The following is a 15,878-nucleotide window of genomic DNA, read 5'->3' as shown; positions in this document are numbered from 1 at the left end:
CAGCCGATTCAGCGTTCTAAGCTTAATCTCTAAAATTATTGAATTGCAGCGGAATATCAAGATCCGATTCTTTGAAGAAGCGCATCACTTCTTGCAAGTCATCTCGTTTTTTACCCGTAACACGAACTTTATCACCTTGAATTGCCACCTGAACTTTAAGCTTGGCTTCTTTCACCATCTTAACCATTTTTCGTGCAACATCTTTATCAATTCCCTGTTTGATATCAAAACTTCTTTTAACTAACTTGCCCGCTTTACTGTCACCCGCCTCAGTCAGAGAACGAACATCAAGCTTTCGTTTAGCAAATGCCATCTGCAGCATTTCGATAAGCTGTTCAAGCTGAAAGTCCTGCTCGGCTGAAAAAGTGACTCGTGTCCCTTCGACAACAATATCGGCCTGAACATTTTTAAAGTCCCAACGGTTACCTAGTTCACGTTTTGCTTGATCAATTGCATTTGTGACCTCATGCATGTCAAGTTCTGAGACCGTATCAAAAGATGGCATGGTATACTCCCGCGTATCATTAACAATAAATTTTCCCCATTATAGCGGGTAGTGACTTGAGTAGTTACTTGAAAAATCAGTTTCAAGAGAATCTCTTGTAAATGACTTTCGCACAAAGCTAAAAACACGTCTAAACTGGGGAAACAATAATAAAGCTGAGTAACTTTTTCTCGCAGTAGAATTTTGTAGCAACTAAGCACGCTGACCATAAGCGCTTAGCGCTACACGCGATAGCCGAAATAGTAAACGGATTTGTATATCGTATTGAAGAATCAGAGACTCGGATAAGGACCTGGACTCATGCCCAATCTCGATCTTTCCATTCTAGTAGTGGATGACACAAAATTCAGCAGCACAATCATAGCCAAAACGCTTGGCAAAGCAGGCTATAGAGACGTCCGCATCGCCAACGATGCCAACACAGCCCTAGCGATGCTAGACAAGCGCCAAGCTAGTGTACTCATTGCAGATTGGTTAATGCCAGAAATTGATGGCTTAGAGTTAACAGCTCAAGTCCGGCAGTTAGATGAGCAAAACAACCACTTTACTTATGTAATACTCTTGACAGCGAAAGAAGGTAGCAGCGCTCTAAATGAAGCCTTCGACAAAGGTATCGACGACTTCATCTTCAAGTCAGAAATGTCTAAGCAACTTCTTCCTCGCGTGTATGCCGCAGACAGAATGTCAGAGCGACAGAATACTTTACTGTCTGCAAATCATTTGCTCATTGAAAACAATAAACACCTCGAAGAAAAGAATATTGTCGATATTGAAACAGGTATTGGTAATAAACGTCTCGCGCAAGAGACTTTAGCAAACTTTCTCAGGCACACCGAGTCTCGTGGTGGCGCAATTAGTTACATGCTAATTGATATCAAAAACTGGCCTGTCATCAAAAAGCAGCACAACCACATGACCTGTGAAGAAGTCGCACTAGGTATAACGCGCCGCTTAAGAAGCCTAATTCGCCCCTTAGATGTTCTTTGCCGCGTTGCAGAACATCAATACGCGATCATCGCTAACTTTGGCAACATAGATCATTGCTCTATCAGTTCTTATCGCCGCATTCATGATGGTATAAATCTAAAATCTTTCCGCACAGCTTCCGGTTATGTGTCAGTCAAAATCGCATCATGTATTTGTACAGTTGATGATAGTGCCTCAGTGCCGCGCGTAAGTGACATAGAAGAAGGCTGCCAACAGCAAATGCGCCAGGCAATTGAAACAGACACGATTGTAATCTCTCGCTGGAAGAATGAGCCGAACACTAGCATACTGTAAATAGCCCGATTAATACTCCAAAATGGGATAGCACGGCAAGGGGTTGATCATGCTAGGGGTGAAACCCTCCGCCTGCCGTTTTCGTTATTTATTCAATATAAGTAGACTGCCAAAGCCTGTAGACCGAGCCGTCTATAGGCTCGCTAGCAGGCTAGTACATCACATCACAGCACCTCACAATAGCAACACAATCCCTTACAAGACCTTACTCAAAAACTATATTGTTACGGCCTCTTATAACCTAGAATTATTTTCGTGGATTTGAGTAGTATCCCCCGTTAGCGGAGGGTTTTGTTGTACCTCCGCTGTTTTTTCGGGCTGCTATTATCCAAAGCTATTTACAAGTTCTTCATCATTTTCGTTTTGCTTATCTTCAAGCAATTTAGGGCTAAGTTTTTATGAACTTAGCCTTTTTTTGTGTCTGTCCGCTTTAGTAAAGGCGTGTTCTTAGCACTTTCTCCAGGTCATCAGATAACAAAATTTCAAACCTGATACCGATAAAAGGGTTAGTTTTATATTCATATTCCCTAGGAAATGTTGTGCCAATATTCAACTGATAGAAAAACCAGCCTTTATACAAATTACGTCGATAGCGAATTTGCGCAAAATACTCTGATACAACGGTATGATGCTGTCGTTCATCGGCAGAAAATCCAAACGAGTATTCCAGCGCTCGCCGCTGATTGATGTCATGGAAAAAAGCAAGGTTTTGAACGTATCGCCTGTGTCCGTACCTTTCATACCAAACAACGGAAGACTGTAGACGAAGCAGATAAAAGTCACCAACCAAGCGATCAAAATCGAAAGATGATCGGGCTCCTGCCCCCCGGCTTTCATACCAAAACAACTCTGGAGAGAAAGTTAATGACCACTTTTCTGACAAACTCCAGCTACGAATTCCTCGAGCCCTTGAAAATATATCGGGGTCCAAATTTGCTTTAAGCCCCCAGTCAAAGGAAAGGCGATCCCAATGGCGTGCATCAAATAAAAGCCTAAAACTTGCATTAATGCCATCCTCACCGGACTCTTCACTCAAGGAGGACCTAGTACTCTCCTGATCCACGGAGTTTTCTGCTTCTTCATCTTCACTTTCCAAAATAAAACGAAAACGTCTTTTTGTTATGGGTAAATCTAAACTAAAACGCAATCTATGAAGCGCTTCTGTCCCATAGTATTTCGACTCACCTAAGCCCAAATAAAGTTTTACATAACTTTGATTGTGATCTGAAATGGCTTCTAGATCACCCATCAAACCATCAATATATGCGCCTAAAGCAACGATATCTCCGGCCAATGCTCTGCGTTTTGTTTCAATCCAGGAGATAGTCGAATTATCGAAGTAAGGGGAGCCCTCTGCTATCTCATCTTGAGCGCTTGAGTCACCCTCATAGGAAGCTGGCAAGGCGATGTCGGTCTTTTTGAGTTCATTAGCATCGACATAAGAAATGCGCCACGATAACAACACACAGATAAAAACAAGCAAACGATGAAACATTCTATAATTATTTTTATATCGACCTTGGCGCATCAAACAACCCACACGTTGAACCAAAATAGTGCAAAACTAATCCATCCGTGAACCGTATATGAACTTAAGCTAAGTCAATCTTAAGTGCCTTATTAAAGAGACTTGCAGCGTACTTAACCATGTTGAGTTAGAATCATACCTCCAATGGTATATAAATTGCTGCGATAACTTGCAAAAATTAGCAATGTATTGATTATAGCATTCATAACACGGCAGTACGGAGATTAGAGATGAAGCAGCAGCTTGTGGTAATCGGAAACGGCATGGCTGGAATGAAAGCTGTAGAAGAGTTAGTCAGCGCCTCTCCTGAAAAGTTTGATATTACGGTCTTTGGTGCTGAGCCCTACGGCAACTACAACCGAATCATGCTATCCCCCGTACTCTGTGGAGAAAAGTCCATTGAAGATATCATTATTCATGACCGGCAATGGTATCACGACCATAATATAACCCTGTATTCCGGAGCAGATAAGCTGGTTATTGATATCGATAGAAGCAAACGTTGCGTCACAGCACGTGATGGCACTCAAGCACGTTATGACAGACTACTGATAGCAACAGGCTCTAAACCCTTTATTCTTCCTATTCCAGGAAGCAAACTCGAAGGTGTGATCGCCTTTCGCGATATATATGATGTCAATAAGATGCTTGCCTATAGCGAGACAAAAAAGAATGCAGTGGTCTTAGGCGGCGGGCTACTAGGTCTTGAAGCAGCCAACGGCCTTGCGCAGCGAGGCATGCACGTTACCGTTATTCATAGCAAGGAAGTGCTCCTTAACAGACAGCTCGATGCGACAGCCGGTCACTTACTCCAGCAGGAACTCACAAGCCGAAACGTTAAGTTTAAAATGCCGGCCGAGACAGAAGAGCTTCTTGCAGATGATTCAGGGCATGTTAGAGCCGTTCGCTTTGCCGATGGAAGTGAGCTCGACTGCGACTTATTTGTTATGGCGATTGGCGTCAGGCCAAATTTTGAACTGGCTGAGAAAGCGGGCTTACATTGTGAAAAAGGCATTGTTGTCAGCGATACATTACAAACGTACGACCCTAGCATCTATGCTGTGGGGGAGTGCATTCAGCATAGAGGCGACACTTTTGGCCTGGTAGCACCTTTGTTCGAGCAAGCCAGAGTATGTGCTAATCACCTCAGTGGCCACGGTGTTGCGGAATACAAGACTCTCCCCAGTGCGACCAAATTAAAAGTAACCGGTATTAACTTATTCTCACTCGGTAATTTCTTAGGTGATGAAGAAAGCGAGGAAATCCGTTTTTCTGATCCTTCTGCCAAGGTATATAAAAAGCTTGTTATCAAAGATAGGCACATCATAGGCGTTGTTCTATATGGCGATACCAAAGACGGCTCATGGTATCAAAGCTTACTTGAACAGCGCTGCAATATCGAAGACATGAGAGAGTTTTTGATATTCGGCCAAGGCTACTTTCAAACCGCCAAGCAAACTACCACCTTAGATTTAGCGGGTTAGGAACATCAAGATGACTCAAATGATCAACTCAACAGAGACAAGCACAAAACCGCAGGAAATAAAGACCACCTGCGCCTACTGTGGTGTAGGCTGCGGCATTATTGCAACAACACACGCTGATAACAGGGACGTGACAATACAAGGCGACCCGCACCACCCAGCTAACTTTGGCCGTCTCTGCTCAAAAGGCTCGGCACTAGGTGAAACCCTAGATCTATCTAGCAGGCTATTGAAGCCCATTATCAAAGGGAAAACGGCCAGCTGGGATCAGACTATCAATCATGTCGCTACCCGATTTAAAGAAACTATCGATCAATATGGCCCCGAGTCCGTTGCGTTTTATGCTTCTGGCCAGCTCTTAACCGAAGATTATTACGTCGCTAATAAGCTGATGAAAGGGTTTATTGGCAGCGCCAATATCGACACTAACAGCCGTCTATGCATGTCTTCCTCCGTCGTTGGCCATAAGCGCGCCTTCGGCAGCGACACGGTTCCCAACTGCTATGAAGATTTTGAACTCTCTAAGCTAGTTGTTCTGATAGGCTCTAACGCAGCATGGTGCCACCCGGTACTGTTCCAACGCATCAAAAAAGCCAAAGAAACAAACCCGGACATGAAGCTCGTCGTTATTGACCCTCGAAAGACCGATAGCTGCGATATTGCCGACCTGCATATTCCAGTGAAAATGGGTAGTGATGTCGCCTTGTTTAACGGCTTACTCGCCTTCTTATATCAAGAGGGAGTAATCGATAATGACTACCTCGAACGATATACTGAAGGCTTTGATCAATGTATTTTGGCTGCGCAGCAAGATGCCTTCAATATTTCAACTGTCGCCGAGAAGTGTAATGTTGCCCCCCACATCATCAAGACTTTTTTCGAATGGTTTCGTGATACACAAGAAACATTGAGCCTATATAGCCAAGGGGTCAATCAGTCTTCGTCCGGCACTGACAAAGTTAACGCCATTCTCAACTGTCACCTAGCAACAGGGCGCATTGGAAAACCTGGCAGCGGCCCCTTCTCATTAACGGGGCAACCCAATGCAATGGGGGGGCGTGAAGTTGGCGGTCTAGCAAACCAACTCGCGGCTCACCTAGAGTTTAATGAACAGGACACAAGCCTACTTAGTGAGTTCTGGAATACCCCAAACCTTGCCAATACACCAGGCATGCCAGCGATTGAGCTCTTCGACGCCGTCGCATCAGGAAAGATCAAAGCCCTATGGGTCATGGCAACCAACCCGGTCGCCAGCCTTCCCAATGCAGAAAAAGTAAGGAAAGCCATTGAACAATGTGACTTCGTCGTTGTGTCTGACTGTGTCGCTCATGCGGATACCTTAGATCGAGCCGAAGTCAAACTGCCCGCTTTGGGCTGGAGCGAAAAAGACGGTACTGTCACCAATTCCGAACGACGAATTTCGCGCCAACGAGCGCTGCTACCACCAGCAGGTGAAGCCAAGCCCGACTGGTGGATTATCTGCCAAGTAGCCAAAGCCATGGGCTACCACGAAGCATTTAATTTTAAATCTGCTGCCGATATTTTTCGGGAACATGCAGCACTAACAGGCTTTAAAAATACGGCTGAACAACGGCCTAGAGATTTCGATATCTCTGGCTTGGCAGAGCTTAGTGACGAACAATACGACTCGCTAGAACCTGTGCAATGGCCCGTAAACAACACTCACCCGAATGGTGTAAAACGATTTTTTTCTGAAGGAGGTTTCTTTACCGCCTCCGGCAAAGCCAAACTCATAGCACTCAGACATCGCCCACCTGTTAACTCATTGTCAGAGGCCTGGCCCCTTGCTTTGAATACCGGACGGGTTCGAGACCAATGGCATAGCATGACCCGCACTGCCTTATCAGCGAGGCTAAACCAGCATAAGCCGGAGCCCTATGTCGAGATCACTCCTGAAGACGCTCATAAGTTCGGTTTAAGTCAGGGCGATATAGCTGAAATAGAAAGTCATTGGGGAAGCATGCTTGCACGAGTGGAGGTCACTAAACGCCTTCCGCAGGGAGAGCTATTTGTCCCCATGCACTGGACCTCTCAATTCAGCAGCCAGGGGCGCGTTGGAGTAGTCGTTAACCCAGAGATTGATCCAATATCCTTCCAACCCGAAAGCAAGCACACGCCGGTTAGCATCAAAGCTTACCAAACCAACTGGCACGGTTTTGTTATTTCACGTCACCCTTTAATTCTTGATGGCATTGACTACACCGTACTCATCAAAGGCGATGGCTACTTCCATTACGAACTTGCAGGAAGGCGGCAAATCAAGCACTGGCAAACCCATCTGTCCAGTCAAATCAGAATCCACTCAGGAGAGCTAGAGTGGCAAACCTATCAAGATGAGCATCAAGGATTATTTCGAACCGCCTGCTTTAATGAAGGCATACTTCAAGCTGTGCTCATCGTAGGTTCGAACTACCAACTACCCGAGCGAAGCTGGATCGCCTCATTATTTAGTCATACCGATAAGCACCCTGAAACCTTAGATACAGAAAGCCGCATGGCTTTATTAACAGGCAAACCACCCATAGGTACGCCGGATGTCGGTAAAATCATATGCGCCTGCTTTAATGTCGGGAAAAAAACCATTCAAACGGCAATAAAGGAACACCAACTAACAAGCCCACAGGAAGTTGGAAAAGTCTGTAAAGCTGGCACCAATTGTGGCTCTTGCGTACCTGAGATAAAAGCGCTATTTACTTAAGGGCAAGCTGACAATAAGCCTCGTACAAGCTAAGTACGAGGCTTATTCCTCCTAAGGGTCGTAGCGGCTAACGAGTACGGTACTCGGCTGACGAGGGGTGTTAAAGCCTTCCGAGGCTTGCTCATTAATTTCGATCAAGGGCACATCTGAAACTAAAGGGTCGAGTTGCTGGGCGTCTTGCCGAACAATCCAATAGCTTGCAACAAACGAAACGGTGAGCGCTGAGTATAAAATGGTATTTCGAGTATATTTTTTCATTCATTAATCCCTGCTTTTTATTTTTAAATTTTTACAACGGAATAAGAACAACACTGATCTTTTTTTAACCAGAAATATGAGTCTACTCTTTCATTTTTATACTGTCTACTATTGAAATACAGATCCCAAACTNCTCAGGGTAACCTGTAATATCGCGAATTGTCTTATAAAGTGGTTGCAGCTGGGGATACATCTTCAAATAAACTTCTTTATACAAACGAGCATACAACTTAACTCGTTCAGGGTTTGGCTGAAACACCTTGCCAACACGCGCCATATTCTCAATGGCTTCATCGAAGCTTGCATAAACGCCTAAACCAACAGCAACATCAATGGCAGCCCCTAAGCCAGAGGTTTCATAGGTGTGAGGTCTTTCTGCAGGCATACCAAAGACATCAGCAGTTAATTGCATCGCGGCATCACTTTGAGAGCCGCCCCCCGAGACACGCAAGGTTTTCACCTTAAGCCCGTTTCGCTTTTCCAGACGCTGCATGCCTTCCTTTAAGCCGTAAGCCAAACCTTCCAGAATAGCGCGATAGATATGGGAGCGAGTATGCACATCACCAAACCCGATAATACCGCCTTTTGCCTCCGGCCCAGGGTCGCGCACACCCGGTGACCAGTATGGTTGCAACATAAGCCCCATCGAGCCCGCCGGAACCTGATTCACCAGTTCATCAAATAACTGTTCAGGTTCTATGCCTCTCTCTTCGGCTATCTTTTGCTCTCGTAGGCCAAACTCTTTTTTGAACCAACTCACCATCCAAAAACCGCGATAAATCATAATCTCGGATGAAAAGTACTTTGGAATTGCAGCCGGATAAGCCGGCATGTATTTAATCGGTCCAATATGTTTAGAGTTAGTTGTATTGATTGTCGCTGTCGTGCCATAGCTCATACAAGCGATATCAGGCCGGTTGCCGCCAGAGCCGATAATCTCGCAGGCTTTATCAGACGCCGAGGCAATGATAGGTAAGCCTTCATCTAGCCCCAAATGAGTTGCTGCCTCTTTGGTCAAAGCACCTAATGATTCCCCAGGATCTACCAGCTCAGGTAACATGTCTTTGCACAAAGAAGGCAAAATCTTAAAACGCCAGTCTGATTCAGCAGCCCACTTTAACTTCTTATAATCAAAGGGAATGTAACCAACCTGGGCACCAACAGAGTCTTTAAATTCTCCCGTTAGCTTAAAGCTCAAATAGCCTGATAACAGCAGAAACTTATGTGTCTTGCGCCATATTTCAGGCTGGCTCTGGGAAATCCATAATGCCTGCGATTTCTCTCGAAATCGATGTACAACATCTTCAACCCCGGCGATTTTAAACAACCACTTCCAAAAACCGGGCACATCCCCTTTTACCTCTGCCCTACGCTGGTCTAGCCAGACAATGGCTGGCCTCACAGGCCTTCCCTGCTCATCAACATTAACGACCGTACCGCGCTGCGTGGTGACCGTTGCTGCAATAATCCTGGAACGATCAATATCAGCTGCAGCCCATAGTTTATCGCAAGCTTTTTTTAATGAAGACCAGTAATACTCTGGATCTTGTTCAGCCCAGCCCGGCTGGCTAGAGAAGTAAGGCTCGAGCTCTTGTTTGCCCTTAGCGATCAAATTACCTTGGGTATCAAATATTATGGCCCGAACACTTTGAGTACCGTTATCAATGGTGAAGATATACTGCTCGCTCATCACACCACCCGCTCTTCTTTTTTGGCTTCTTCGACAGGAAGAGAATAATGAGCACTAATAATACGCTGATACCTGCTCGCCTCCTGATCCCAACGAGGCTCATCCCAGCCTAAAGCTTCCAAACAATGAGCCTTGACGCGAGTAAGCACGGCCTCACCACCTTTAGGAAGAACAAGTCCTAAACGAGTGCGGCGCAGCATTAGATCGTCTAAATGCACGACTAGTTGAGTTTCACAGGCATAAACAAGCTCAGCGAATATGGTATCACTAGTCAAGACTTTGTCTGCTAACTCAGGTTTCCTATCTACCAGCTCAACGATACGTTCTGCGCCAAAGCCATAGCGTCCTTTTAGCCTACGAATCTGAGGTGCATTGATATGAGCTGAAGCCATTACATGGTCAGTCTCAGGAAAGTGTGTACTCGACTTAAAGTCTTCAGGTTTCCGATTTAAATATCTCGCCGCCGTTTGAAGCACATCCAAGGCGATTAAACGATAAGTCGTCAGCTTACCTCCTGCAACGCTCACCATGCCTCGATTATCCCAGACAACATGTTCACGCTTTTCATCAGAAGGCTTTGCCGGTTTACTCAAGTCAGCTTCTTGCTTGCTAGAATGTTTACTGACAACAGGGCGAACACCCGAGTACGTCGCTATAACATCGCTTTCAGAAATCAAACTATTTGGGAATTGCTGATTCACAGCAGCTAACAGATACGCTACTTCGCCAGCGCTTATGCTGGACTCGTCTCGACTACTTTGCTTGTGATCAAGGTCCGTTGTCCCGACAACCGTCACACCTTCCCAGGGGAAAGCAAACACTGGCCGCTTATCTTTCGGGTGAAAAAAACTCACAGAATACGCCACTGGCAAGCGCCACTGAGGCAAAACTAAATGGCTGCCACGCAGAGGCCTTATTACTTTGTTTTCACCGAGCTGTTGTCGAAGTTCATCTGTCCATACCCCGGCAGCATTGATGACAACATTTGCCTGCAACTCAAACTGTTCAGCACTCAGTTGGTCTTTCAGCAAGACGCCCGTGACTCTGTCATTTTCGTCCTTGCTTACTTGCTCTGCTCGCAGATAATTGATCGCAACACCGCCGTCGCGATTGCCCTCTTCCAATACACGTAAAACCAAACGAGCATCATCGGTAGAAGCGTCAGCAAATTGAGTGACGCCTTTTAACTTTTTGGTAAGCAAGCCCGGGACTAAAAAGTCTAATATGCCTCGTTTGAAAAACTGCCGATAGCGCTTCCCTGCCATGTAGTCGTAAATAGCCAAAAGTTTGTTAAACACCCAAGGCCCGGGAAAAACACCTTTGTAATGCCCCATAATAAATGGCAAAGGCTCAACTAAACCGGGCAACTCATCCATCAAGTTCTGACGCTCTTTGACCGAGTCATTGGCTAAGGAAAATTGTCCACTTCCCAGATACCGCAGTCCGCCATGAACCATTTTTGATGAACGTGATGAAGTCCCCCAGGCAAAGTCTTTTTGCTCTATCAAGAGGGTTTTCAAACCCTGCGCGACAGCCTCGCGATAGATTCCGGCACCGGTAATCCCGCCACCAACAATCACCAAGTCCCAAGCCTTTCCAGAGCGCAGCACATCTAAGGCTAACGCTCGGCCACCTGGCGCCCAATAAGCAATAGAGGATGCATATTGTTTATCTTGTGACACGGCTTACCTCCGTCGTCGTCATATCGCAGCTGTCACGCCGAGAGTTTGAAAAGTTATAATTTTTTTGGACCGTAAATTGAGCCGAGCTTGCAAAAAAGCTAGTCGAACAGGCTTTTTACTCTGTCATCTTCTATCAGGGTTCCCGGGTTCAATAAGCCCTTCTCATCCATGGCTGCAAAAGCAGTTTTAATGAGGTGCATTCCTAACTCGCCCTTCTCTTTTGGAAGGAAAGGAGCATGATCTTTACCAACTCCGTGCTGATGACTGATTGCACCGCGATTGTTGACGATAATCTCGGAGGTAGAAGATTTCATATGCTTCCAACGCTCTAAAGCTTGCTCGCAGCTCTCACCGGCTCGATACACATAAGTCGTATAAATACTGCAACCCTGGCCGTAGAAGTGTGAAAGATGGGTAAAGACATGGACCTTTTCATTTTCAGCGCTAAGACTATTGCGTAAATTGTCTTCAATTTTATTAAGTAGATTATCTACATTATCCCAGTCGGTTGCCGTTTCAAGGGTATCAACCACATAGCCCTTTTCCCAAAGAGCTTCGCGTAGGTAAGGCATCTTAAAGCGTTTATCAGCCCACTTCTTACCCAAAAAGTTACCGGTGTACACGCCATGATAACGACGAATCATGCTCTTCATTAGTTTGTGGGCAGGGCGGCACTGCTCAGGCAGCCCCGTTATACCCAAGGTCATCATGCACTTGCCTTCAGCAGCACCTTTAAAGCTCAGATACTTTTCAAGCATTGATATCTGGCCAGGGTGACCAGCCAAAGCAAGTTGGGTCGTGGTTTCAACGGCATTACTTAAGCGCAGCATCGATAGTTGAACCTTACTCTGAACCATATAACGAGCTGCTTCCTTTGCTTGCGTCCACGAAGGGAAGAAAATAACGTAAAAGTCTTCTTGCTCTGCTAAAGGTGTCACTCGTACCTTAACTTCAGAGATTACGCCCATCCTCCCTTCCGAGCCCATAAAGATCTCTCTTACATCCGGGCCGCCTGCCGAGGCAGGAATGGTTTGAATATCCATACGCCCCTTAGGTGTTTCGACACTACCACCAGCAAACATTTGTTCGATGCGTCCATAACGCAGAGACTGCTGTCCACTAGAACGGCTCGCTACCCAACCACCAATGGTCGACAGCTCAAAGCTCTGGGGAAAGTGCCCCAAGGTATAGCCTCTAGAACGAAGCTGAGATTCAACTAAAGGCCCAGGTGTACCGGCACCAAAGGTAGCAATCTGACTCTCCTCATCCAAATCTATCAAGCGAGTCATTCGACCTAGCGATAAAGTTAGTATCGGTTCATCAGATTCAAAAGGGTTAATATGCCCCGCGACGCTGGTTCCACCACCATAGGGAATCAGGATAATGTCATGTTCATAACAAAACTCGACCAACTCAGCGACCTGATCTTTAGTTTCTGGAAAAGCAACGCCGTCGGGGAAGAATTCAAAGCGGCCACTTCTCATGGCAAGCCAGTCAGGCAGACTTTGACCGCGAGAATGACGAAGACGCTGTTCCGGGTCTTTATCAATCAATATATGCTCAGGTAAACGACTTTCTGGAACTTGAGCCAAAACTTCACTCAGCTGTGCATCCGCTAAAGGGCTGGAAGCACCCACTAGATCACTAAGAAATTGCTCACCCGTAGGTGGCAAATCCATTTTGTTTGCTTCATCTCCCCAACCATTCCAACGACGCATGCGTTCACCTATATATATTCAAATTTAGTTTAAAGTGCCCAGCATCTTAACAGCGGACAACACTCTAGAAAGACATAGCTCGAAATAATAACGGAATAAACTATAATTTCACTGACAATTTCAGACATTATGATCATCAAATTCAGTCAGTGACACTTTTTGTGCTCTCAAACTTCCTGCGAGAAGAGTAAATTATGAAACACCTGGGCTTTGCTTCCATTCCTGCCGTACAGCAATATTTACAATATGCTCAGAGCAAACAAATCGATACTCATCAAGTCATTCTCGACTCAGGGATCGACCCGAATGTTCTGGCCAGTGCAAATGGGCGTATTATTGGAACCCAGTTCCAATCTCTTATTAAACATCTTATCGAACGCGCTAATGACCCCTTGCTCGGGCTTCATACCAGCCAATTTGTTCAGCCAGGCTCCTATAGTGTGCTTGGCTATATCACTATGAGTTGCGCCACCATCGGTGAAGCCATGGATAAAATACAGCCCTATGAAAGACTTGTCGGGGATATGGGAACAACCAGCTTTAAAGATTTAGGGAACAGCATCTTGCAGTGCTGGCACTGTATTTACGACGACCCGATTGTCAGGCCTCATATGATCGATAACGTGTTGGCTTCGTGGACAAACTTTGCACGCTGGTTAGCAAACCAAAATGCCTCTGCTGAAAAGATACTAATCGGGCGCCCCGCTCCTTCTGCAAAGCTCCAAGAAGAATATACCCGCTTCTTCAATGCACCCGTTGAGTTTGAGGCTCAGCACAACGGTATTGTGCTAAATAAAGACCTACTGTCTATTTCACTTCGCCAACCCGATAACCTGCTACTCAAAACTCTTGAATCTCATGCTAGTGAGCAAATGACTCACCTTAGCCTGGCTAGTGAGAACTTTGCTGATAAAGTCAAAGCACTCATTCGACACCAATTGAATCTAGGCAGCGCAAGAAAAGAACTCATTGCGAATGAACTAAACATGACCGAACGAACACTGCAGAGAAAACTCGTCGCTGAAGACAGTTCTTATCAAACGCTGTTAAATGAAGTCAGACTAGACTTAGCGACCGAACTTCTGAAAAGCTCCGAAATAGGAATTCAAGATATTGCTTATAACCTGGGCTTTTCTGACGGGCGCTCATTTCATCGCAGCTTTAAAAGTTGGACCGGTATGACACCAGGGCAGTACCGAACAGAAAGTTCGCAATTGAAAAGCCTATAAAACCGACAGCTTGGCGAGTATTAGTCGGTACTCACCAGGCCAGCCTTGGCAACCACGACATTATCCTGGGTTTCAGGAACACTTACTCGTTTGGAAGGTTTCTGACGCTTCATTTCATAAAGCCGCTCATCGGCTATTTTAAGCATCATTTTAGAGTCGACTCGATCCATTGATTCTGTCGAAATCACGCCATAACTAATCACAACAGGAATTACCTTATCCTCGACTCTGAGAGGCGTATTCAAGAGATGCTCGCGAATACGCCCTGCAATAATATCAGCGCCTTCTTGGCGCTGATGAGGCAGCAACACGACAAACTCATCACCAGCAAAGCGGAATGCCAAATCACTCTTTCGTGTTAACTCATTCAGATGATGTGCAACATGCTTGAGATAACTATCACCACAGTCATGACCGCAGGTATCGTTGACTATCTTGAAATCATCACAATCGATAAACATGACCGCCAAATCTTCTTTCTGGCGCGCATGACGACTTAACTCTTGATCAAGCGTTTCCTCTAACTCTCTACGATTACGTAATAAAGTAAGCGGATCTCGCGTTGCCAAAAAGCTAATCCTTTCTCTTGCCCATACACCCGCTAGCGAGAAAGAGACTTTTACAGACAACTGCTTCAGAAAGAAGCTATCTTTGCTCGGGCTATAGCGCTCGGCGGAGTTTGAACCCAGCATCAAAGCCCCTACAACCTTGCTATCAATCACAATAGGCAATACAGCCAGCGAACGAACACCGTGAGGCTCGGCATTGCGTTTCACTTCAATAGGCATGAGCGAGTGATAGCGCTTGATGTCACGACTAACCAAAATTGGCTCTCGGACACTCTGAGTCGCTCCTAGAAAATCCACCATACTCACTGTGCGCAGAATGACAGGCGCTTCTTTATCAGCTTTACGCTCAGCTTCGCGCAAAGTATCAATCAGATGAGCGTTAGAAGGCGTTTCCGTCAAAACCGTCCACACATGCTCGATTTCGAACTTTTCCTGCACCAGCGACACCAGCGCCATAAAGAAGTCCGAACAACGAGTAATGTTCATAATCGCAACTTCTATATCGAAGAGGTTACGAGCGATTATTTCGTTACGCCTCGCGGTCGCAACGAGGTCATCAACTGAGGGCATCCAAGAATCTCCGGCTTGGGATAGGTATAACTAAGACATCTGTATATTGTAGTTTAAATCGCTTCCTCTGTAGAAGCATAACGCAATTTTATCGCGGCAATTGGACTCAGATCATCACCAGACAGTGAATTCACCCGCCACCCGCATTAATTAACACATAAAAATCCGTTTTTATTAAATAAGATGGAATTAGGCTTGACGGGAAGCACATCGATGGATAGTATACGCGCACATTGATTGAGGCAACAAACCTTGATCAAGACGAGATTGATGCGGGGTGGAGCAGCCTGGTAGCTCGTCGGGCTCATAACCCGAAGGTCGTCGGTTCAAATCCGGCCCCCGCTACCAAATTTTCACTACAGATGTAGTGATACAAGACAGAGAAGCCGTATCCCTAAAGGGATTACGGCTTTTTTTGTGTCTCAATGCTACTCAAAGCGTTCCAAGAAATCCCAGTGAAGTGTTGGTATCTACGTTGGTACTTTTGTATCTCGTGGTAACTTGTACCAACAATTCCCCTCTTCCACATATATATCAAACAGAAAACCAACCAACTTTTTTGCGTTCCTATTACTGCGTGAAGCGGCTTAACGATGTTTTTATTTCGATTCATATCAGTATTCTTAAATACAACGTAGATCATCT

General features: G+C 45.6%; 12 protein-coding genes and 1 tRNA gene. 5 read left to right on the top strand and 8 right to left on the bottom strand.

Annotation, left to right across the window (positions count from 1 at the left end):
* Positions 1 to 22 precede the first annotated feature (22 nt).
* Complete coding sequence (locus A3756_RS19945; protein WP_068516464.1) at positions 23 to 505, bottom strand: YajQ family cyclic di-GMP-binding protein; 483 nt, start codon at positions 503 to 505, stop codon at positions 23 to 25.
* 300 nt (positions 506 to 805) lie between these two features.
* On the opposite strand from A3756_RS19945, the gene A3756_RS19940 reads away from it, so the two are divergent.
* The gene (locus A3756_RS19940) at positions 806 to 1,786 is read left to right on the top strand and encodes a response regulator (protein ID WP_068516467.1); all 981 of its coding nucleotides are present in this window, start codon (positions 806 to 808) and stop codon (positions 1,784 to 1,786) included.
* Positions 1,787 to 2,216: 430 nt separating this feature from the next.
* Here the strand turns inward: A3756_RS19940 and A3756_RS19935 are convergent, their stop codons facing one another.
* Positions 2,217 to 3,314, bottom strand: coding sequence for a hypothetical protein (locus A3756_RS19935; protein ID WP_068516468.1), 1,098 nt, complete (start codon positions 3,312 to 3,314; stop codon positions 2,217 to 2,219).
* Positions 3,315 to 3,544: 230 nt separating this feature from the next.
* On the opposite strand from A3756_RS19935, the gene A3756_RS19930 reads away from it, so the two are divergent.
* Complete coding sequence (locus A3756_RS19930) at positions 3,545 to 4,798, top strand: NAD(P)/FAD-dependent oxidoreductase (protein ID WP_068516472.1); 1,254 nt, start codon at positions 3,545 to 3,547, stop codon at positions 4,796 to 4,798.
* Between the two features lie 10 nt (positions 4,799 to 4,808).
* Complete coding sequence (locus tag A3756_RS19925) at positions 4,809 to 7,517, top strand: nitrate reductase (RefSeq protein ID WP_068516476.1); 2,709 nt, start codon at positions 4,809 to 4,811, stop codon at positions 7,515 to 7,517.
* Positions 7,518 to 7,568: 51 nt separating this feature from the next.
* On the opposite strand, the gene A3756_RS19920 is transcribed toward A3756_RS19925, so the two are convergent.
* From A3756_RS19920 to A3756_RS19905, 4 genes are all read right to left on the bottom strand, one after another.
* Positions 7,569 to 7,775, bottom strand: coding sequence for a hypothetical protein (locus A3756_RS19920; protein ID WP_068516480.1), 207 nt, complete (start codon positions 7,773 to 7,775; stop codon positions 7,569 to 7,571).
* An 82-nt stretch (positions 7,776 to 7,857) separates the two neighbouring features.
* Complete coding sequence (locus A3756_RS19915; RefSeq protein ID WP_068554415.1) at positions 7,858 to 9,465, bottom strand: FGGY-family carbohydrate kinase; 1,608 nt, start codon at positions 9,463 to 9,465, stop codon at positions 7,858 to 7,860.
* Positions 9,465 to 11,147, bottom strand: coding sequence for a glycerol-3-phosphate dehydrogenase/oxidase (locus A3756_RS19910; protein ID WP_197470275.1), 1,683 nt, complete (start codon positions 11,145 to 11,147; stop codon positions 9,465 to 9,467). The genes A3756_RS19915 and A3756_RS19910 overlap by 1 nt, the downstream gene beginning before the upstream one ends.
* Before the next feature lie 98 nt (positions 11,148 to 11,245).
* Positions 11,246 to 12,865: an FAD-binding oxidoreductase gene (locus A3756_RS19905; protein WP_068516487.1), complete on the bottom strand. Its 1,620-nt coding sequence runs from the start codon at positions 12,863 to 12,865 to the stop codon at positions 11,246 to 11,248.
* A gap of 194 nt (positions 12,866 to 13,059) precedes the next feature.
* On the opposite strand from A3756_RS19905, the gene A3756_RS19900 reads away from it, so the two are divergent.
* Entirely contained in the window at positions 13,060 to 14,094 is a 1,035-nt protein-coding gene (locus A3756_RS19900) for an AraC family transcriptional regulator (RefSeq protein WP_068516490.1), read from the top strand.
* Between the two features lie 20 nt (positions 14,095 to 14,114).
* Here A3756_RS19900 and A3756_RS19895 read toward each other — a convergent pair whose 3' ends face one another.
* On the bottom strand, positions 14,115 to 15,233 hold the full coding sequence (locus A3756_RS19895) for a sensor domain-containing diguanylate cyclase (RefSeq protein WP_068516496.1): 1,119 nt from the start codon (positions 15,231 to 15,233) through the stop codon (positions 14,115 to 14,117).
* A 271-nt stretch (positions 15,234 to 15,504) separates the two neighbouring features.
* Here A3756_RS19895 and A3756_RS19890 point away from each other — a divergent pair.
* Positions 15,505 to 15,581, top strand: a tRNA-Met gene (locus A3756_RS19890).
* A gap of 55 nt (positions 15,582 to 15,636) precedes the next feature.
* On the opposite strand, the gene A3756_RS28840 is transcribed toward A3756_RS19890, so the two are convergent.
* A partial coding sequence (locus tag A3756_RS28840; protein WP_231875586.1) for a hypothetical protein occupies positions 15,637 to 15,878 on the bottom strand: 242 nt, incomplete at its 5' end.

It is taken from the genome of Oleiphilus sp. HI0086 (genome assembly GCF_001635225.1).
Note: the sequence above shows the minus strand (reverse complement) of the source record. Positions and strands in the feature narration are given on the sequence as shown.

Bases quoted from the DNA above. Each gene is read 5' to 3' on its own strand.
- A3756_RS19945 (WP_068516464.1), bottom strand. From the start codon at position 505: ATGCCATCTTTTGATACGGTCTCAGAACTTGACATGCATGAGGTCACA.
- A3756_RS19940 (WP_068516467.1), top strand. From the start codon at position 806: ATGCCCAATCTCGATCTTTCCATTCTAGTAGTGGATGACACAAAATTC.
- A3756_RS19935 (WP_068516468.1), bottom strand. From the start codon at position 3,314: ATGCGCCAAGGTCGATATAAAAATAATTATAGAATGTTTCATCGTTTG.
- A3756_RS19930 (WP_068516472.1), top strand. From the start codon at position 3,545: ATGAAGCAGCAGCTTGTGGTAATCGGAAACGGCATGGCTGGAATGAAA.
- A3756_RS19925 (WP_068516476.1), top strand. From the start codon at position 4,809: ATGACTCAAATGATCAACTCAACAGAGACAAGCACAAAACCGCAGGAA.
- A3756_RS19920 (WP_068516480.1), bottom strand. From the start codon at position 7,775: ATGAAAAAATATACTCGAAATACCATTTTATACTCAGCGCTCACCGTT.
- A3756_RS19905 (WP_068516487.1), bottom strand. From the start codon at position 12,865: ATGCGTCGTTGGAATGGTTGGGGAGATGAAGCAAACAAAATGGATTTG.
- A3756_RS19900 (WP_068516490.1), top strand. From the start codon at position 13,060: ATGAAACACCTGGGCTTTGCTTCCATTCCTGCCGTACAGCAATATTTA.
- A3756_RS19895 (WP_068516496.1), bottom strand. From the start codon at position 15,233: ATGCCCTCAGTTGATGACCTCGTTGCGACCGCGAGGCGTAACGAAATA.